Origin of the sequence: Gimesia sp. (assembly GCF_048262075.1) — a bacterium.
Classification (GTDB): domain Bacteria; phylum Planctomycetota; class Planctomycetia; order Planctomycetales; family Planctomycetaceae; genus Gimesia.
On record NZ_JBLXFK010000024.1, the window covers coordinates 38,678 to 58,982 of the forward strand.

Annotated in this window: 17 protein-coding genes and 2 rRNA genes; 3 read left to right on the top strand and 16 right to left on the bottom strand. The window is 46.9% G+C overall.

What is annotated here, in order from left to right:
• Positions 1–55: 55 nt before the first annotated feature.
• Positions 56–877, top strand: a complete 822-nt coding sequence (locus ACN0YH_RS26705) for a purine-nucleoside phosphorylase (RefSeq protein WP_417382658.1) — start codon at positions 56–58, stop codon at positions 875–877.
• Between the two features lie 127 nt (positions 878–1,004).
• Here ACN0YH_RS26705 and ACN0YH_RS26710 read toward each other — a convergent pair whose 3' ends face one another.
• From ACN0YH_RS26710 to ACN0YH_RS26750, 9 genes are all read right to left on the bottom strand, one after another.
• The gene (locus ACN0YH_RS26710; protein ID WP_417382659.1) at positions 1,005–2,027 is read right to left on the bottom strand and encodes an NAD-dependent epimerase/dehydratase family protein; all 1,023 of its coding nucleotides are present in this window, start codon (positions 2,025–2,027) and stop codon (positions 1,005–1,007) included.
• The gene (locus tag ACN0YH_RS26715) at positions 2,024–2,968 is read right to left on the bottom strand and encodes a UDP-glucuronic acid decarboxylase family protein (protein ID WP_417382660.1); all 945 of its coding nucleotides are present in this window, start codon (positions 2,966–2,968) and stop codon (positions 2,024–2,026) included. The genes ACN0YH_RS26710 and ACN0YH_RS26715 overlap by 4 nt, the downstream gene beginning before the upstream one ends.
• 201 nt (positions 2,969–3,169) lie before the next feature.
• Entirely contained in the window at positions 3,170–4,003 is an 834-nt protein-coding gene (locus tag ACN0YH_RS26720) for an aldolase/citrate lyase family protein (RefSeq protein WP_417382661.1), read from the bottom strand.
• A complete protein-coding gene (murJ, locus tag ACN0YH_RS26725) occupies positions 4,003–5,520 on the bottom strand; it encodes a murein biosynthesis integral membrane protein MurJ (RefSeq protein WP_417382662.1) in 1,518 nt (505 codons plus the stop codon). Before murJ ends, ACN0YH_RS26720 begins: the two co-directional genes overlap by 1 nt.
• A gap of 16 nt (positions 5,521–5,536) precedes the next feature.
• Positions 5,537–5,971: a hypothetical protein gene (locus ACN0YH_RS26730; RefSeq protein ID WP_417382663.1), complete on the bottom strand. Its 435-nt coding sequence runs from the start codon at positions 5,969–5,971 to the stop codon at positions 5,537–5,539.
• 260 nt (positions 5,972–6,231) lie between these two features.
• A complete protein-coding gene (locus ACN0YH_RS26735; RefSeq protein WP_417382664.1) occupies positions 6,232–7,146 on the bottom strand; it encodes an O-antigen ligase family protein in 915 nt (304 codons plus the stop codon).
• 670 nt (positions 7,147–7,816) lie between these two features.
• Complete coding sequence (locus ACN0YH_RS26740; RefSeq protein WP_417382665.1) at positions 7,817–8,506, bottom strand: sugar transferase; 690 nt, start codon at positions 8,504–8,506, stop codon at positions 7,817–7,819.
• 43 nt (positions 8,507–8,549) lie between these two features.
• Complete coding sequence (gene asnB, locus ACN0YH_RS26745) at positions 8,550–10,388, bottom strand: asparagine synthase (glutamine-hydrolyzing) (RefSeq protein WP_417382666.1); 1,839 nt, start codon at positions 10,386–10,388, stop codon at positions 8,550–8,552.
• 73 nt (positions 10,389–10,461) lie between these two features.
• Positions 10,462–11,148, bottom strand: a complete 687-nt coding sequence (locus ACN0YH_RS26750; RefSeq protein WP_417382667.1) for a class I SAM-dependent methyltransferase — start codon at positions 11,146–11,148, stop codon at positions 10,462–10,464.
• A 431-nt stretch (positions 11,149–11,579) separates the two neighbouring features.
• On the opposite strand from ACN0YH_RS26750, the gene ACN0YH_RS26755 reads away from it, so the two are divergent.
• Complete coding sequence (locus ACN0YH_RS26755) at positions 11,580–12,773, top strand: hypothetical protein (RefSeq protein WP_417382668.1); 1,194 nt, start codon at positions 11,580–11,582, stop codon at positions 12,771–12,773.
• On the opposite strand, the gene ACN0YH_RS26760 is transcribed toward ACN0YH_RS26755, so the two are convergent.
• The 3 genes from ACN0YH_RS26760 to ACN0YH_RS26770 form a co-directional block, all read right to left on the bottom strand.
• A complete protein-coding gene (locus ACN0YH_RS26760) occupies positions 12,774–13,520 on the bottom strand; it encodes a creatininase family protein (protein ID WP_417382669.1) in 747 nt (248 codons plus the stop codon).
• 7 nt (positions 13,521–13,527) lie between these two features.
• On the bottom strand, positions 13,528–15,159 hold the full coding sequence (locus tag ACN0YH_RS26765) for a sodium:solute symporter family transporter (RefSeq protein WP_417382670.1): 1,632 nt from the start codon (positions 15,157–15,159) through the stop codon (positions 13,528–13,530).
• A 99-nt stretch (positions 15,160–15,258) separates the two neighbouring features.
• On the bottom strand, positions 15,259–16,077 hold the full coding sequence (locus ACN0YH_RS26770) for a hypothetical protein (RefSeq protein ID WP_417382671.1): 819 nt from the start codon (positions 16,075–16,077) through the stop codon (positions 15,259–15,261).
• A 465-nt stretch (positions 16,078–16,542) separates the two neighbouring features.
• On the opposite strand from ACN0YH_RS26770, the gene ACN0YH_RS26775 reads away from it, so the two are divergent.
• The gene (locus tag ACN0YH_RS26775) at positions 16,543–17,187 is read left to right on the top strand and encodes a CDP-alcohol phosphatidyltransferase family protein (RefSeq protein WP_417382672.1); all 645 of its coding nucleotides are present in this window, start codon (positions 16,543–16,545) and stop codon (positions 17,185–17,187) included.
• Positions 17,188–17,519: 332 nt separating this feature from the next.
• Here the strand turns inward: ACN0YH_RS26775 and ACN0YH_RS26780 are convergent, their stop codons facing one another.
• From ACN0YH_RS26780 to ACN0YH_RS26795, 4 genes are all read right to left on the bottom strand, one after another.
• The gene (locus tag ACN0YH_RS26780) at positions 17,520–17,933 is read right to left on the bottom strand and encodes a carboxypeptidase-like regulatory domain-containing protein (protein ID WP_417382673.1); all 414 of its coding nucleotides are present in this window, start codon (positions 17,931–17,933) and stop codon (positions 17,520–17,522) included.
• Positions 17,934–18,181: 248 nt separating this feature from the next.
• Positions 18,182–19,147, bottom strand: coding sequence for a DUF1559 domain-containing protein (locus ACN0YH_RS26785; RefSeq protein ID WP_417382674.1), 966 nt, complete (start codon positions 19,145–19,147; stop codon positions 18,182–18,184).
• A gap of 614 nt (positions 19,148–19,761) precedes the next feature.
• A 5S ribosomal RNA gene (gene rrf, locus ACN0YH_RS26790) occupies positions 19,762–19,871 on the bottom strand.
• A 124-nt stretch (positions 19,872–19,995) separates the two neighbouring features.
• Positions 19,996–20,305: ribosomal RNA gene (locus ACN0YH_RS26795) — 23S ribosomal RNA — on the bottom strand; the annotation flags it as partial.

The window sequence follows — 20,305 nt, forward strand, 5'->3', positions numbered from 1 at the left end:
GAGTATGGGTGCTCCCACCAGCTTCCTGAACTCTCCGACTGAAAAGAATTTATCCATGCAGGGACTGGTCGAAAAAATTAATGATGCTGTAGAATACCTGCGTCCCCTGATTCAGGAGCCCCCTCAGGTCGGTCTAATTCTGGGTACCGGCCTGGGTGGTTTTACTCAACAGATCAGCCAGCAGAATTCAATCGCTTATGAAACGATTCCTCACTTTCCCCGCTCAACTGTAGAATCACACGCGGGTCAGCTGGTATCGGGAGTCCTAAATGGAACCCCGATTGTCGCGATGGAAGGCCGATTTCATTTTTATGAAGGCTACTCCATGAAAGAGGTCACCTTTCCCGTCCGAGTGATGAAAGCCCTGGGGGTCGAAACTTTGATCATCACTAATGCATCGGGAGGGATGAATCCACACTATCAGCTGGCCGATATCATGATCATTGAAGATCAGATTAATTTGATGGGTGATAATCCATTACGGGGTATCAATGATGATCGACTCGGCGTCCGTTTCCCGGATATGTGCGCCCCCTACGACCGCAGCTTAATCAGACTGGCTGAGCAGAAGGCGTTGGAACTCCAGATACGGACTCAGACGGGGGTATTTGTCGCCGTTGCCGGACCAAACCTGGAAACACGTGCGGAATATCGTATGCTTCGTCAGATGGGAGCAGACTGTGTGGGCATGTCAACGGTTCCTGAATGTATTGTCGCCAACCATGCATCTATGAAAGTACTGGGACTCTCGGTGGTGACCGATCTCTGCCTACCCGATGCGCTGGAACCGGTTGAGATCAGCAAGATCTTAAAAGTGGCGGCAGATGGTGGCCAGAAACTGGCTCAGCTGATCCCGCATATCATAGCGGAATTGTAATCCACACTTATCACATGAGCATACCCTGGATTGCATCACATCATGCAATCATACCCAGTCCGATTGCCCCTGGAGTCGCGATTGTAAAGCTCGCACAGCCTGAAACTACTGTCCAGGTCATTCCAGGTCATTTTCCCCTGGCATGATATTCCAGATACCAGTCGATAAATCGATCAATCCCCTGTTCAATCGAGGTAGAGGGAGCGAATCCGGTTGCCTGCTGGAGTTCTGAAATATCCGCATACGTTTCGAGAACATCCCCTGGTTGCATGGGATAATTTTCACGAATCGCAGGCTTGCCGATTCGCTGTTCTATCACATCAATCAGCCGAGCGATTCCGACAGGCTGATGATTGCCGATATTATACAATCGATAGGGGGCAACAGTCTGGTGAGTCAGCTCGTCGGCAGTTGCTGTTGCCATAGGTTCTGTTCGAACGGGTGCCTGTTCCAGAACTCCCAATACCCCGCTTACGATATCATCAACATAGGTAAAATCCCGTTTGAGATTCCCGTGATTGAACAGTTTAATGGGTGTGCCTTCCAATATGGCTTTAGTAAAGAGATAGACAGCCATGTCAGGCCGTCCCCAGGGACCATAGACTGTGAAAAATCGCAATCCGGTTGTAGGTAGATCGTATAGATGGCTGTAACTGTGGGCAATCAGTTCATCTGCCCTTTTGGTCGCAGCATACAGACTGATAGGGTGATCAACGGCATCATGTGTAGAATAAGGAATCTTTCGGTTCGCACCATACACAGAACTGGATGAAGCATAGACAACATGTTCCATCTCTTTCAGGCGGCATTGCTCCAGCAGATTCACAAAGCCCAGTACGTTACTCTGAACATATTCCAGTGGCTTGAGCAGGGAATTCCTTACTCCCACTTCGGCAGCCAGATGAATCACCTTCTGAAAGGAAGCCTGGTTAAACAGCTGCGAAAGGCATTCCACGTCCGTGATATCCACTTCATGAAACTGAAACGCAGGGTATTGTCGTAATTCTTCCAGTCGATCGCGTTTCAAGCCGACATCATAATGACTATTAAGATTATCAATCCCCGTCACCCGATGCCCTTGTGAAAGCAGGCGAGCAGAAACATGAAACCCAATGAATCCAGCTGCTCCTGTCACCAGAATATGATTCATGCCGATTCCTGTTGCATCAGATTCCGATAGTACTCAACGGTCTTGGCCAAACCTTCCTGTAATGAAACTTCAGGTTCCCAGTTTAGAAATTTTCGTGCTTTGGTAATGTCAGGACATCGTTGTTTCGGATCATCAGTCGGCAATGGTTCATGAACTAACTCCGAGCCAGAATCGACAGACTTTAGCACAGCCTGAGCCAGTTCCAACATACTATTCTCAACAGGATTCCCCAGGTTAACCGGTCCTGTTGTTTCATCCTGGCTCATCATTTTCAGAAAACCTTCAATCAGGTCATCAACGTAACAGAAAGAGCGAGTCTGCTGCCCGTCACCATAGATTGTCAGTGGCTCTCCCCGCAGTGCCTGATTGATGAAATTGGAGATCACACGACCATCATTAGGGTCCATTCGCGGTCCATATGTATTAAAAATTCTTACTATGCGAATTGGCACCTGATGTGCTTGATGATAATTTATACACAACGATTCTGCGATCCGCTTACCTTCATCATAACAACTACGAGGGCCAAGGGGATTCACATTCCCCCAATACTCTTCTACCTGCGGGTGCACATCCGGATCACCATATACTTCGGATGTAGAGGCGTGCAGCACCTTGGCACGACAGCGTTTTGCCAGCCCCAGTACATTCACCATCCCGACACTTGATGTCTTAATTGTTTTAATGGGATTATATTGATAGGCCACCGGAGACGCCGGGCAGGCAAGATTATAGATCTCGCTGACTTCCAGATAAAACGGGTGCACAATATCATGCCGGATCAATTCAAATCGAGGATGCCCGATCAGATGAGCGATATTTCTTTTGCTGCCTGTGAAGAAGTTGTCGAGGCAGATCACTTCCCTGCCCTGTTCGATCAGACGGTCACATAAATGACTTCCCAGAAACCCGGCCCCACCAGTTACTAAAACAGAGTTCACCAATCATTCCTTTTCGAAAAACAAGCCACGAGAATCAGGAATGACTCCTTGATTCGCTTCAGCGTTATATTGCAAGTTTACTTTTACAGAACTTTAAAAACGAGAATAGAAGTCCGTTTCCACTCTGGAATTCATTTGGAAGCGGGAAGGATGAATCAAATCAAGAACTGAAGTGACGAAAGTTCCTTTTCAAAAATCAGATCAAGAGGCGTTACGTTCCGCTATTTCGTTTGAGGCAACTTCGTTCACTGCCCGCGAGAGCAGTTGCTTATCCTCTTCAATCTCGAAATCAGTTCGCTTCATTAATTCAGAGTATGCTTCGTTAACTTTCTGAAGTTCCAGCGGCAGGTTGATCTTAGACTGTAACTCTAACAGGCTTGTCGCAAGCTGGTGAAAAGAGCGAGAGAGAATCACCCACTCAGATCCCAGCCGTGCATGCGCACTCAATACCAGCCGGCCCGATACCAGCCCCTGATCCATTGTAGAAATCCCACCAACACCGAACGGGATTCTGGCATTTCTACATATTTCAGCCATTTTATCCACTGTTCCATTTGACATCAGCTCAAACATGAAATCCAGCTCCATGTCGAGATGCAAATCATTCAAACCAATGTGAATCCGGGAGACATCAGGTAGTTGTACGATCTGATCGAGCTGATTCATTGCTCCGATCGTTTCCACGAGCGGTACTACTCTGGCCCGTGAGTTGACTCGATTGCAGAACCATTCTATTTCTTCAAGAGAGCGGAACATTGGCAGCATCAGAGCATCAGCCCCCTGATCCAGCGCACTTTCAATCTCGACAGACGATTGAGGATTCAGAGGATTCAGGCGAACCAGAACTTCGGCATTCTGGACCACATCCTTGACACGCGAAATATTCTCAACTTTATGGTGTGAAATCACTGTATCCCTGCCCCCCTGACGCTCGACTTTTCCTAATAGCTCGAGGTCAATGAAGATACAATGAACGCCGCAGTGATCGACGTATTTTGCAATCTCAGGACAATCCGTGATAAACAAATACTTCATTATAAAGACAGCTTCCCGTTGAAACGCGGCAAGTGATTCTTCAGGATCAATAAAACAGCCCCAAAACAAAGCCCTCCTAGTCCCACAGAGCATATAAATAATTGGACATGATCCGACACTTTATTTACTATCATAGAGGAAATTGAGATCCCTGAGAATGTCAGAAAGACCAGGGCTGAATAATGTTTCAAATCAATCCCCTGAATCACAGATACATCTAATTTTACATACAACGAAATGGCCAGACCCAGAAAATGCAACCAGCTGGTTATCACAAACGCCAGCATGATCCCCGATATTCCCATCAAATCTCGCAGCCCCAGCGAGAGCAGGAAGAGACAGGCTAGTGAGATACAACTGATTTTAAAAGGAATGATTGTTTCATGCCTGGCATAAAATACATTCATTGTCAAAATAGATAAAAACAGGGCTGGCATCGACAGGATGGAAATCTGCAGTAGTTTGGCAGTATTTGCAACATCCAGAGCCGAAAACTGACCACGCTGAAATAACAACGAGACTACCGGCTCTGCACTGACATAAACGGCAACCCCCGCAGGTATAGTAATTAATAAGATCAATCCGGCTATCTGACTGACCATGCTTGCTCCTCTAGTCAGGTCCCCTGCCGCAAAAACTCGACTCAATCTGGGAAAAATCACCATTGAAATCACAGCGCCAATTAATCCTCGAGGCAATTCCACCAGTTTTTGTGCATATTCAAACAAACTGATCCCCCCTTCATACATTGAAGCAAAAGATCGTGATACTACTGGAAAAGCGACTACCAGGCCAATTGCTGTGAGTGCCTGCAAGTATTTTACCATCAGTTGCCGGTTCAAGGAACTCAAGCGAAAAAAGGATTGAAAAGCTCCTTTCAAATCAGTTACAAAATAACAACAGATGAGCTGAGTCAGTAACCGAAATGCACTTGCCGCCACCACGGCCCAGGCGAGAATCTCAATTTGTCCCGGCACCAGCCAGAGAAAAATCACCACGATCAGGAAAACATTAAAAAAAAGAGTTCCATACGCGGGAATCACTGGTTTGTGATTCCCCTGCAAAACGGCAGAAGTGACCGCTGTCACAGCACTGATGGGAAATGCAATCAATACTATTGAAACCAGTTTGCCGGCCTCTTTTATCTGAGGAGGTGTGAATCCGGAAGCGAGTAGTTGAGTAAACCATGCCCCTCCCGTGGCTAGCAGTAAAGCTAGAACACTGGATAAAACAGCGATCGCAAAAAAAGTCTGCACGATCAGCTGACTGGAAGATTGTTCGGAAACTTCTTCACTGCGACGATGCATTTCTGGTATCAGGACCACCCCTAAAGCGCCCCCCACCAGCATTGCATTCAGAATATCCGGGACGGAAATGACGAGTATGGCAAGATCGTTCGCATGAGTTACACCAAGCACTGCTGCAAGTCCCAGGACGCGCAACAGGCCAGTCATTCGCCCCAGAAGCATTGCCAGGGCTACTAACATCGCCGACACAGATGTCGCTCGTTGTGTCATGTTCACTACTACTTCGTTAAAAAATACTCAGTTTAATATTCATATCACAAGCCCATCGGATAAAATAACGTTCTACGTTGAAATACTGAAGATTCTGTCCAATTGAGTCGGCAGTGGCAGCAAGCCCTGTCTGAAAAGAAACCTGACTTTTCCAGTCGGTCAGTTTTTGAATTTTGGAATTATCTGCCAGGAGACAATCGGCTTCACTTTTGGGTTGATGAGTCAGGTTTTCATCAACCGGTCCCAGCCGAGTGAGACTGCCTGAACTGCGAATTTCCTGCAGACTATTCAATATCCCGGTGATTTTAATTCTCACATCCGAATGGGCACCCTCATTGCTATAGGGAATTCTTATCAGACTGGATAAATGAATTATATAATCGCAGCCTGTGATCGTTTCTGTAATTCCTGCTGTAATCAGAACCTGCTGGCCTGCCAATGATTCTACCATACCTCATTTCTTTAGTACTTTTCTTTTCCCTCAAGTACTGTCTCATTCGTCCAGTCAATCAGAGATTTCCCAGTCAGAACTTTGACATTCTGCCAAGCCCCTTTTGGAACACCTCGCGTCGAAATTAGTCAAATCACGCGGGCCTCCTTGGCCCCTTCCTCATTCGTACCAGGTCGTCCGTTTCTCAAGAATAATGTCTTGCTCTCAGAATCATAATCGTTACAAAGAATCGTAAACCGGATCATATTTCGACCATTGTGTTAAGCCGCTTCTCGGCCAGACTCTTCCTGAGACTGATGGGGCGTGATGGATTTCAGAAGATCTTCCTGCTGAGTTGCTTTGATTCCTGTAACCCCTCCCGCCAAAGTCAAACCCACCAGATAACCAAACAAACATCCTTCGGTCGTGTCCAGCATCAGGGAATTCACCATACAGACAAACAGATAAACAGCAAGGACAGCCTGACCGAGCGCCTGTTCAACCCCAGTGAGTCCGCGTGTCGTTTGCCAGCTTACCCAGAAGAAACACAAAAAGAGTCCCACCCCGATGATTCCATTCTGAACCAGCAGCATCACATATTCGTTATGCGGATTCTCTGTTACATGCTGACCTTTCTGCTCCATCAGTTCACGATACTTCATGGCAAAACTGCCGACTCCCGAGCCCATAAGGGGACTTGATTTGGCAATCTCAAGACCGTTTTCATAAAACTCCAGTCGCAGGTCAACTGAACTGCGACTCTTGTTTGGAACACGATACTCTTTTATTTCTTTTACGACTTGATTAATCCGGTTCTGAAATCGTTCTGAATGGTGATATGTCACCAGACCAATCAGTCCCACACACGCAGCTGCAGGCAAAATTCCCTTCACGCCCAGTTTCTGATACATGAGCAGGCCGATCAGAATCCCCAATGCCAAATAGCCGGAGCGTCCGGGGACAATTGCCAGAATATTATATGTCGCGATGACAGCGACCAGAGCATACGGCCAGCGCCGCGCCGGGTGTTCCAGAAATTTCCAGACAGCAAGATAGACCAGAAATGACATCAGGATATTTTGTGTAATCCGGTTCTTGAAGATCGCGTTATCCATCAGACGAACAGTTGTATCGATCGAAAACATCCAACAGGTCAGCGAAGCAATCAAAGTGATTATCATTGCCAACTCGAACATCTGAATTCCACGCCATCGCGCGCGCGGATTCATAAAAAACGCCAGGTAGATCGGCATCATTAGAAACTGTCGGTATTTGAATAAATTACGGGATGCAAGCGATAATATCTCAGGCGTGTATAACAGACTACAGGCAAGACAGCAGAACAAAACCACCGATATCGTGACAATCCGGTATTTTTTAAAACAGGAAAACGTGACCCGATATTGTCCAGAGAGGACCCAGCAGATAAAAATCCCCAGATTGCATACGGAAGTCAGACTGGTTGAAATCGGTATTGCAATTCCAGTTAAAATTGCCAGCAACACTCCTACCTGAAATGCCAGATCCTGAAATCGAGATCGATTAAGATATCCGAAATCACCTGAATCATCTTGGTTTGAGCAGCCCTCAAAAATGTGCATTAGATCCATTCCAGAATAGTGAGGCTGTTCACCTCGGAGCCAAATCATCGGAGGTGAGAGCTGAAGATTCCCTCCCTGCCCCTTACGATTAAGACATAGTTTCAAACTTTGAATAACATGAATTCTATTTCAATGCGATACTAATTTCTCACGACTTGAGAATACTCCAAGCAGAGTGAAACACGATCCAGAAGTTTGCTTACTCCATCAAATACTTTTTGACATAACTTACCGACCATGTATCACCTACAATATAACCAGATCTTCAATTACTACCGTCACAGGCGATGACTTTCTGTAGAGTTCGAAACACGATTTTGAAATCGAGACCAAGACTGCATTGCTCTACATATTTGAGGTCAAATTCAATTACCTTTTCCTGAGACAAAGCACTGCGTCCGGAAACCTGGGCCAGCCCCGAAATCCCGGGCCGCACACTGGAACGAATCGCCCGGGTTACAGGTGATGCATCTTTCAACTCAAATCCGATATAGGGTCGAGGTCCAATCAAACTCATTTCCCCGCGAAAAACATTAATCAACTGAGGCAGTTCATCCAGGCTGGTTTTACGGATCAGCTTTCCAACAGGAGTAATGCGAGAGTCATTGGCTGTCGTGAATTGAGAACCTGTTTTCTCAGAACCTGATCGCATCGAACGAAACTTCAGAATCACAAAGGGTTTTTCCCTTACCCCCAGCCTCTCCTGCCTGAAAAAGACAGGCCCCGGTGATGTGAGCTTAATTAGGCTGGCGATCAGTAGAAACAGGGGAGACAGCATCACCAGTGCCAGGGCACTAAACAGCAGATCAAGGGGAGACTTTAGAAAGTATCCTGTTTTGTGCTGCCCCTCGGACGTATTTTGGTGCTGAGCCATCAGTTGAGGATCAAAATGTGGCCCCCCCTGACTGACATCGAGCTTTTCAGTTGATCGCTGTGACAGTTTAAAATCGTCCATGATTTTCACTCATCCAGATTTTATGATTTTACTAACACGATGTTCAGGCGGCGATAGAAGAATCGGTCCCCAGTTCGACAGTGCTGTTGACCCCCAGTTCTAAAAAGTTTGGAGCATGATCAAACGTCTGATCAATAAAAATACGTTGCCAGAGTTCCAGAGCCAACAGTGCCCGAATAGTGCGAGTATGATTGACCTTTTCAGTTTGATGCTCTCTGATAATCTCCCGGACCCGCTCTGGCTGGAATATTCTTCGCTCCAGAGATCGGTCAGACAGTAACACTTCATTCACGAACGGAGATAATTCACTTTTAAACCATTCACCAATTGGTACCGTAAACATCTGCTTTTTACGATAAATAATCTTCTCGGGTAGAATGGACCCGCACGCTTTCTTGAGTATGGATTTCGTAACACCATTTCTCAATTTCAGAGAGCCGGGTATGCGAAACGCCAGATCGACCATGCGATAATCCAGATAAGGTGCCCGCGGTTCCAGAGAAACCGCCATCGCCATTTTATCGGGTTTCACCAGATTGTTTCCCGGCAATAACAACCGGGTATCAAGGGCCAGTGCCTGGTTGATCGGATCCAGATGACGGAATTCCTGCAAATGAGATCGGGCAAAACGGCTTGCATCTCCCCCTGCCAACTGCTGTCTCGCAGACGATGAATAGAGTTTTTGCTTGTCAGAGGGTTGCAACAGGCTGATGGCATTGATGTAAGCAGATTCAATATGCTCGCGTGGGAGAGTGAGATCCTGATTCGCAAAGAAGTTGCGATGAACATCGTAGCCAGCAAACAGTTCATCTCCTCCATCCCCGGTCAGAACAACTTTGACCGCTTTCCGCGCCAGTTGACTGACCCGGTAAGTGGGCATGAATGAGACATCCCCATGGGGCTGATCATTGTGATATAACGTCAAAGGCCAGCTGGATGTTAAATTAGGACTCACAACATCACAGGTATGTTCAGTCTGAAATAAATCTGCCAGCTCCTGTGCATAATGTGATTCATCAAAACGTGGATCATCAAAGCCGATACAAAAAGTCTTTACCGGATGAGGCAGTTCCTGACTCATCAATGAAACAACCGAAGAACTATCTATTCCTCCAGATAAAAAGGCCCCCAGTGGCACATCTGCTCGTAGTCGAATTTGAATTGCTTCCCTTAATGTCTCGATAATTTCCTCGCACCAGGACTCTTCTGTTCGAGATTCAACGGGACTGTTTGCCAGGTTCCACCATCGTCGCTGTTCGGTCCCCTGCGGACTGACTTTTAGCATATGTCCGGGCATGAGGTGCGTGATCTTCTTATAAAGCGTGATCGGCGGTGGTACAAAATTATATGTAAGATAGGCATCTAAGCCTTCCCAGTTCATCTCTGCCTTCACCCCCATCGCAAACAGAGATTTCATTTCCGAAGCAAACAGGAGGCGTGATCCATCATCATACAAGTAAAGCGGTTTCTGCCCGACACGATCGCGATACAGCAACAGGGTCTGTTTTCTCAGATCGAGAATGGCAATCGCAAACATCCCGTTGAGCTGTTTCACAAAGGCTTCGCCGTCTCGTTCGTAGAGGCGCAGGATCACTTCCGTATCACAGTTGGTTTTGCAGTTCAGCCCCTGTGCCAGCTCTTTAAAGTTATAAATTTCGCCATTTTGAACAACGACAATTTGTTGATCATCAGAAAACATCGGCTGATGCCCGCCTGTTAGATCCAGGATCGACAGGCGCTGATTCCCAACCAGCATTCCCTGTGATTCAAACCAGCCCCGATCATCGGGCCCCCGATGTCGCATCCGTTCGCAGGCCCGCTCTGCGAGATCGGCTCCCCAGGGCCGTTGCTGACGATCAAATCCACCAATGATTCCGCACATTTTGGTTCCTTCCGTTCCCCCACGGGGGACACTTCACGAGCATTCCCTGCCCGATTCTCCGGCAGCAATAAATTCAAGCTGCCTTTCTGACTTTATCCAGTGTTTCCATCACAGAACCGGGTAAGAGATTCTGTAGATATATTTTCAGGTGTCGGCGGCGGACCAGTTTTCTGGTGATCGATTTGCCACGCCGGATCTGCGCTTCATCAGGAGTGAATTCCACCTCGCGCTCCTTAATGGTAATCCAGCTGGGATACTGACAATGGATTGTTTCTTCTGTTTTTCCGGTCACCATCAGTTCCCCACCAGTCTGTCGAATGAACTCGTCCACGGACTGCTTTACTAAAGGCCAGTTTTCGTGATAGTCATCACCGGCCATCACCCCGCCCACTTTCAGCTTCTGATACCATTGATACATGGTTTCGCCCCCTTCTTCACCGGAATGGGCATAACCATCGACATAAATGAAATCGAACGTGTGATCATCGAACAGATCTAAAGCTTCCGCAAAAGTCATCCTCAGCAGCTTGTAGGGTGTAAATAGCCCTACTTTTCTCAAAGCACCTTTGTATTCTTCGGTATCGTGCGTGTCGGCATACATGTCGACGCCGAAAAAGGTGGAGAACTTTCCCGACTGAATCATCCGCTCTGAAAAGATACCCTGAGCTACCCCCAGTTCGATGCCTACATTGTCAGCCCCGTTCAGAAACTTAACTACATCCTGTCTATGAAAGTCTTGCAGCAGCTTAATGTTCGGCATCTCGATTCTCTCCATCCTTTAGAAGAAACAGTCCGCATTGAAAAACAATCAGTGGTGATCTGAAGAATCAGTTCCCTCTCTGTTGCAAACAGCTTGAACCGTTTTCTGCGAGCCAGCTCAATTCACAATTGCAGATTTTGTATTATTTGCAGGAACGGTAAACTAAGATATTTTGGTTTTTCGGGAAAGACCAGATTAAGCACGTCAACTCTCTCTGTAGAAACGGTTTATTTTCTCACCCTCACTCTGGTTGACCTTGACGTAATTCCTGAATTCCCTGTCTAATACCGCCGCGAAAGACAACCTGATTTCCCGTTTCCACTAACGTGTCTCGAACCCGTTTGCATCTAATGTTCTCACTAAAGTCTCCACAAACACCAAGAACCGTAAATCATGTAATGGCTACATGTTATGGCGGAGGACATGTCCAGATGTTAATCCCCGTCCTGCAGGAGCTAAAAGCCCAGGGCTGCCGGATTTCGGTACTTGGTTTGACCACAGCAACAGAACCATTGCGGGCCGCTGGATTTGAACCACTGGGATTTCGACATCTCCTGACATCAACCGATGAGCGCGCCCGTCAACATGGAATCCGGCTGGCAGAAGAGCTGCGTGCCGATGGAAAATCGGTCCCTCTGGAAGAAACCATTGCCTATCTGGGACTCTCCTATGCCGATCTGGAAGAGCGAATCGGTACAGAAAATGCTGATCAACTCTACCGGGCACATGGCCGACGTGCGTTTCTTCCCCTCAATCCATTAAGACGTCTGTTTGATCAATTGAAACCGGATGCCTTGTTGACCACCAATTCCCCCCGTGCGGAACTGGCATCGGTCAAAGTAGCACAGGAACAAGGAATCCCCACTATCAGCATGGTCAGTCTGTTTGGCATTCAGATAGCCGACATTATTGCGGACCGTGTCTGTATCCCATTTGAAGCAACCATACCTCAATTAACAAAACGCGGAGTCGATCCCCGAACTCTCGTCATCACAGGACATCCCAGCTTTGATTGTGCCGCAGATGTCCTGCATCAGGAGTCAGCCGGCATCGCGTGGCGCACGAAACACTCGATTAATAATGACACTCCCCTGGCCCTCTATGCAATGCAACCCGGTATTGATGACCAGAGCGCTCTGATTGAAGCCAGTCTGATACAGGCACTGAGCCAGAATCCACAACTCAGAGTTGCCGTACGTAAACACCCCAATCATCGTGATGTCGATGCACAGAAAATGATCGACCGGCTGGGGGCGGCGGCATTGAATGCCTCTGAAGATGCACTGGGCACGGTTTTACATGCCTGCGATGTATTGGTAACTCATCACTCGACAGTGGGAATCAAAGCGGCATTAATAGGAAAGCGGGTCGCTTTTTTTAATCTGGAAAATGACATCAGTAACTACGGTCTTCCGCTACATGAATATGACTGGGCCTCGTTTTCGACAACAGAAGATGCGGGAGCAATCGCACTGGCTTCCATCAGACGGGATTCTCTGTCAGAGCAACAGGTCCGCGGAGACCAGATCCGTCAGACATGGAACTGCGATGGCCGATCTCACTATCGTATTGCAGAGACCGTTTTGCAGGCACTTGCATCACGAACAACGAAGCCTGCTGCCTGATTATTTGGGAAGTGGCAATATTTGAACTGTTTGAAAGACTTCCGTCACGCGACTCACAATTCTTGAAAACAGTTCTGCCCCCTTCTGAGCTGAGGCCAGATCAGGCCGCCCTGTCGCTCCCTGCGAAGTTCGCTGGAACATGTCGTTGCAGAGATAAACGCCTTCCAGCATATCCAGTTTATAATCATCACAATTCTTCAGCAGTGACTCGTCTACTAATTCTGGCCTTAGATGCATCATTAAAGAAGTTTCTGCTTCGCAGGCATGCCCGACTGTTTTGCAATTTCCTTCCATCACTGACGCAATTTCATCCTCTGCAATCGACCAGTAAGAAGCCGCCATCAACTGGCAGGTCGGAAAATCAACCTGCAGTCGTCGCAGTGCAATCTGCATCGGGCCGATATTTCCACCATGCCCATTCAGGATCATGACACGTCGAAACCCGTCGTTTAACAGAGATTCACATATTTCACACAGCAGGGTCTCGTAGTTTTCCACCCGGCAAGTCAGTGTAGCCCCCCAGCGCAGATGATGCTGGCTGGCCCCCAGCCAGAGCGTGGGTAAAAGGACAACTTTTTCTTTAAGCCGTTCTTCGACGTTTTCTACGACTGCAGTACAGATCATCTCATCAGTGCCGGTTGGCAGATGCGGACCATGCTGCTCGACAGCAGCTATCGGCAGTATGACCAGAGTCTCCTCGCGGGAAACATTTTTCAGTTCAATTGCCGTCATTTCTGCATATTTCATGAGACCATTACTCTCTTGTATCCTCGGGGTTCTCAAATTTTCCGTGAATCACATTCCAATAAGTAAGCGTCGTTTCATCTGCATCCTCTTCCGTTTTCGCAGTCAGCAGGCTGACAATCAAGCCAATCAACATTGTCAGACCAAAACCAATCGGCCAGAACCAGACAGAAAACCAGTCTGCCGCAAGATACATCAGGGTAATTGTAATCAAGGCCCCCGCAAGTGCCCCCGTCATCACCCCGGCAGTCGTTGACTTTTTAAAAAACAGCGCCAGGATAAAGACTGCCAGTAATGGCCCCCCAAAACCAGCAGTCATTTTTTTTCCGATTGCAAAAACATCCCCCATCTCACCGACATTGCAGGCAAGAAAAATCGAAAGGATTCCAATCAGCACCACCAGTGCCCGGTCCTGAAACATTTCGATCATATTGTTTTTTGGTTTCCAATGCGCGAAATGACGATCACGGAAATCGACCATTAGCGCCGTGGTCACAGAATGAATTCCCGAATCGATACTGGACATCACTGCGGCCATTAACGCCACCAGAAACAAACCGACTACGCCAGGTGGAAAATGGAGACGGACGTATTGCGGCAGCGCTTCATCCTGTTTGTTTAAGGCCCGAATATCCTCTGCCACATATTGGGGATAGGACTCATAATATTCAGGGACCGTCATCCCGTTTCCGGACCTCCAGTCAGGCAGTTCTCCATTCAGTTCGGTCGCCAGTACCGAGACGATTTCTTCGGGGAACTGTTGATAATGGGAATACAAGCCGACACCAATTGCCAGCAAACCAGGGACAACAACCCACATCCCCAGGATATTTATGGAAAAACCGATTTGTGAGGTTTTTTCAGAGCGGGCAGAAATATACCGTTGGACAGCAACCTGATCTGCCCCAAATGCAGACAGGCCTTCCAGAAACAGCCCTATTAACAGAGCCCAGCTACCATACTCCAAAGTCATCGAAGGGGTAAAATCGATCAAGACATTATCGCGACCTTTAAAATAGGTCGACATCATACCCGAAACGCCCCCCTCTGTCTGGGAAAGAATCAGTCCCAGCGTCAATAAGATTGTCAGGCTGAAGATAAAAAACTGTAATACGTCGGTCCACATCACTGCCCGCAGTCCGCCGAGCATCGTATAAAAAATTGAAACAATGCCCAGCACGACAATCACCGTGACCTGATCGACCTGCATGACATTCGCCAGCACAACGGAAGCAGCATAAGTTGCAGAAGCCATCCAGCCGATACGCAGAAAAATAAATAGCCCGCTGGCCAGGGAACGAACGGAAACATGATACCGGCGTTCCAGATATTCATACGCCGTTTGACACTTCAGCCGGGCATAAACGGGAATAAACACCCAAAGAACCAATGGTGCCATCAATGAAATGGCGATCAGAAACAGACCGATTCTGAGTCCACTTCCGTAAGCAATCGAAGGATACATGACAAAACTGTTGGCAGAAAACAGGGTCGCCATCACACTGAGCCCGACAGGTAGCCAACCCATAGAGTTCCCTGCAGCAAAAAACTCCTGGCGCGACTGGTTGCGGCCGAAATAGATACCCAGACCTATCGAAAACAACAGATAGGCCAGAATGACACCATAATCGAGTGCATGCATCTTGCAGACAGTTCTAAAAGGATTTCTAAAACCGAGACAGCACATCTTCTCGCTGCAGAAGCGATATCGAAACGATCTCAGTGGATGAGGATTCCAACATTAATGAGTGGCTTTTTCATCAAAGCGAAATACGGGTTTCCCGGTAAATGTGGTTGAGGTGATTGTAGGACAGATCCGCGATTCGATATGTTCGACAACCAGTTCAGTCCCACGAAAATGACTGATGGGGGGCTCATTCTGCTGAAACAGGGAATCGGTCAGATCACGACACAGAACGGCATTTTTTCCCTGATACACCATCTGTCGTAACCCGAACGGACGGCCACAAACACACAGATTTGTATGGACGCCCATGAGCACAACATTTTCAATGCCCTTTGCTTCCAGCAGATTGAAGATTTCCTGGCCGCTATCGCTGATGGCGTCTTCTTCAGCAATCTCAATGGTTTTTATCTGTCGGGTCCAGGGAATTTTCTCCCCTTTCCAATGGCGAAGACCTGTATCATCGGGTTCCCAGCCTTTACAGTTTACTTTACAGCCACAACCCCCTGCCCGGACGAATGGCAGAGGTGCTCCTTCTTTTTTATCATTCCAGTATTTCCATTTAAAATCGAGTGGTGCTTCTGAAAAGGGAGCATCAACGGCACGCTGACGCTGGGGAGTGCCATCATAAAAATTCATACGGCCACTGGGAGCATGGATAATAAAAACCCCCTTCGTACGGGCCGCCTTCAGAGTTTTATTCATATGCGGAGCCATCTCGGCAACACGCCTGGCGGCCTGCTTGCAGGTATGATCATCCCACATATCGCAGACGATGATTGCCGTTTGCTCTGGATTCCAGTAAACCGCTTCTTTAACCGGGTGAGATGTGCCAGCCTGATTCTCCACACGTTTTTGCAAGAGCACCGGAAACACGCTCGTTTTTTCTGGGTCAGCAGTCCAACCTGTTTCACAAAGACTGGATACCAGCATCAAAATAAATAATCCGCCTGATATTCTCTCACAATTAGAATTGATCCAACTCAGGTTCATGGCTTTTCTTTCATCTGACAAACTCAATATGAACACGCAGTAAGAAATCAACCATTATCATATCAAACCAGACCCATATAAAAAGGAAGCCTAAGAAATCTCCGGTAATTTCACGCCGGCTCTGATATCCTCCCGGTATTTTTTAGACAAATAACGATGCCCAGTGGATTAATACCAGAGAAAATGGACACCCACCCCAACTCCACCCGGGATCGGAGAAAACATTTCGTAGATTTTGAAGCGGTCAAAACATCAGGAGTACTGGACCAGATACTGCAGGAGCGAGATAGATCATAAACAGCAGCTGATCTAACCTGTTTCAAGTAAGCTTCCTGCCTTTGGAATCAAATGGCAAAGAACATGTGCCCTCAAAATAAAACCATCAAAGGTAAAGTTTCAGTCTATGCCAGCGGTGAAGAGTCACTGATGGGCGTTTCCCAGTCCCGCCGTCATCAACTTTTTCTTCCTTTGCTGAAATGGTTTGCAAACCGGGGAATCAGCCCCAATCATCTTACCTTTCTCTCTTTAATGTTTGGAATTGTTTTTTGTTTTCTGATTGGTCTAGAGCAGGTCTGGGCCGCCCCTGCAGCATTCGGCCTGCTATTGCTGCATGTCCTTCTGGATGGGATTGATGGACCTTTGGCTCGTTATCAGGGAATCGCGGGAAACCGGGGCTCATTTACTGATACCACCGCAGACCAATTGGTGGTTACATTTTCCACAATCGCCCTGATTCATTGTGGTCTGGTGACCGTGATCGCAGGCAGTTTGTATCTATTTTTCTATACCCTGGTCGTCGTCTTTGCCATGATTCGTAGTTCCATGGCAATTCCCTATAGCTGGCTCGTGCGACCGCGACTGATTGTGTATGCCTGGCTCCCGGTAGACTTTTATTTCCTGCCGGGAACATTATCATTTCTGCTCTGGATCTGCATCGGACTGCTTGGATGGAAATCAATCACTGGATTTTTCAAAATCCGAGATCAGATCTAGATCTCATTGCATTTAAACATAGCGCCATTCGTAAGATTATACTCGGTTCCAATGGCCCTCGAGACGCGACAATAAAACTGGCCCCCCTCTAGTCGATCTCGATTGCGTTGAATTTCAACGATATCTTATTCCCGCCCGAGTGAACGGTATTTATGTTCTATGCACCGGCATTTTTCAAGTGAATATTGAGGGGCGAACTATTTTTCAGTTTCTCAGATAACTCTGCCCGCTCAGCAACTCATGTGCGTAAAAAAACTTGCCCCGTAGGGCAAGTTAAGAACATCGGATTCATTTTTGAGGACTCAGTTTTCTTTTCAGTCCCTGAAATACATTCATTTTTTTGTGGTCAATTCAAATGGGATCTGATTTGCATCTCCGGCTTTGACTTCAGCTGTGAGTGCGGACTGATCATTGTACCTGGGGGGAACCAGATTTTGTCCCGGTTCTTCCGGATTTTTCTCTTTCGAGATTTTCACAGCATGTGATCCGGGAATTGCACCCGCAGTATTGGCATTGTAGAGCAACTCATAGTTTCCATTGTCGTCCGTTAATGCAAACGAAGCCCCTCCTTCTTGGGGTTGAAAAATGATATTCGCCCCTGTGAGCGGAGTTCCATCCAGTGTAACCGTCCCCGTTACTGATGACAGGTCAGGAAGTTGCTCTCCTCCCCCAAAACACCCTGTGATCATAAGGCAAGCAAAATAAAAACTGGAATTCCGAACCTGTGGGTGCAGCAGTCGCATCATCTGAGAACTTTCGCTATTAGAATCGTAATTTAATAGAATTATTAGTGAATGAGTTGAGCCGAATTGCAGAATGATCGATTTTGCTGATCTAGAGCCCATCACATTTTAGCATTGCGTATCTCGTATTGTTTTACTCAGTCGCAACACCTCTGGAGTCGCTAGAGCAAAACTGGATGCAGTCTATATTAATGTGAACTTCGATATTTATTTTATGGGATGAATTATGAAAGCGATCACTGTAGAACAGCTTAAAACTCACCAATTACTTCGCCCCCTCTGGCAGAAATCAGTGCCTGGACAACCGCAGTCATATTTGCATTTTCACTCAAAAAGCGAACAGCGCCATCTCCGAGCAGAATATGCACACCACCGACATGAAAACTTCCCGCGCCCCATCCATAAACCCGTTGACTATAGGCTGCATTCCGAGGTCGATTGATCCCCTGACCGGTGGGACGAATAAAATGCGTATGCGTGAAAGTATCCCAGAAAGGACCGAAGCCAACATAGGTATCAGATCCATTTGTCGTTTTCAGCAGAGGAGTTTCAATCAGCATCACTGTATTGCTGGTTCCATCAGTAATTGAAGAGATTTTTGCAGAACCATTCAACCCAAGCACGCCTTTCTGAGTATATGTATCTCCCTGAAATGAAGTGGATTTATCAGAATCATACTGATTCGCAGCCACACCATAGCTCGTCCGGTGGGCGCCGTTTGAATAATAAGTGGAACCGGAATCTGTACCGATCGGAGTTCCACTATCAGAGGGACAGAGAAAAACAGGTAGATTGGCACCGATTAAACTAAACTGATTCGATGTCGTAGGAGGAGCAGTATGTCCGCAGCTGGAATGCATTGCTGGCCCACTGGGTGTTGACCAGTTGTAAAGGTTGTAGAGAGGTGCCTGATCCAGAAAAGGGAGCAACATCTGGTAACAGGTATGATTCATTATATTATTGGTAGCATAAATTGAGGTGCATTTTGCACTACCTGGGTTAATCGCAGCAGGTGGAAATACGCGATGTGTATCATGGTAATTATGAAATGCCAGTCCCAGTTGCTTCAAATTATTTTTACAGGTACTACGACGTGCTGCTTCGCGCGCCTGTTGAACTGCTGGTAACAATAACGCAATCAGGATCGCAATAATGGCGATGACCACTAGTAATTCAATCAAAGTAAATCCGCGTCGCTTTGTAGCACTCTGAAACATCAAGAAAACTCCTGGCATAAAACAATTTTAATAACTTAGGGTATTTGTAAATCACTCAACCCAGTCCGCATCTTGGGTAAGAAGAGGGCTGGCTCAGTATAGAAGCATTCCACTCTATCAATTACAAATTGATGTAACGCAGAGTAGAATAGAGGTTTAAGAAGAGGATAGATGTAAAATATAATGCGAGCACATTTATTTTCTAATGTTTATTTACATTACTTTATCAAATCTTAGCACACGAATCAAATGAAACGCAACATTTTCCACCGAAGATTGGTTATGAATCAGCCTGCGCTAGAAACATCTGATTTATAAAATCGCATCAACGGGTGTAGAGAAAATCCTCTACATTGAAAAGTAACTGGCAGGACTGCAGCATCACATTAATGCATAGCGTCTCTCAATCTAATTTACCCGGACTCAATGGACCTGGAGACGTTACAGTCAAACTGGACACAGTCTAGACTGCTACCATTTTTTGTAAGGTCGCCACAAAGATTTGGATCGAAAAGAATGGCACGAGAGTGAGTATGCTCGAAAGTAAAGTGACCTGAGTATACTGAAGACGTAAAAAAACCCCTTACCTCAAAGAGACAAGGGGTTTTAAAAATATCCGGCAATAACCTACTTTCGCACTGGTGGGCACTATCATCGGCCCTGAGAGCTTAACTGTCGTGTTCGGAATGGGAACGCGTGTGGCCTCTCAGGTAAAGTCACCGGAATTGACAGAGTCGCCAACCTTTCAGCCGCACTACTCTGCCTGGTGTATTAAAATGGTAAAAGCAATAAGTATTATTTTTAAACTATAGAGTTTTTGTTCTTAGCGTTTATGATGTAAAAATCAAAACGGCTAAGCATTCGTCCATTAGTACCGGTCAGCTGAAATGATTACTCACCTTACACTTCCGGCCTATCAACCTGGTAGTCTTCCAGGGGACTCAAACGAAACCTAATCTTGGGAGAGGCTTCGCGCTTAGATGCTTTCAGCGCTTATCCTGACCGTACTTAGCTACCCTGCGGTGCCACTAGCGTGACAACAGGAACACCAGAGGTACGTCCCTCTAAATCCTCTCGTACTAAAGAGAAAACCCCTCAAGTTTCGTGCGCCCACAGAAGATAGGGACCAACCTGTCTCACGACGGTTTAAACCCAGCT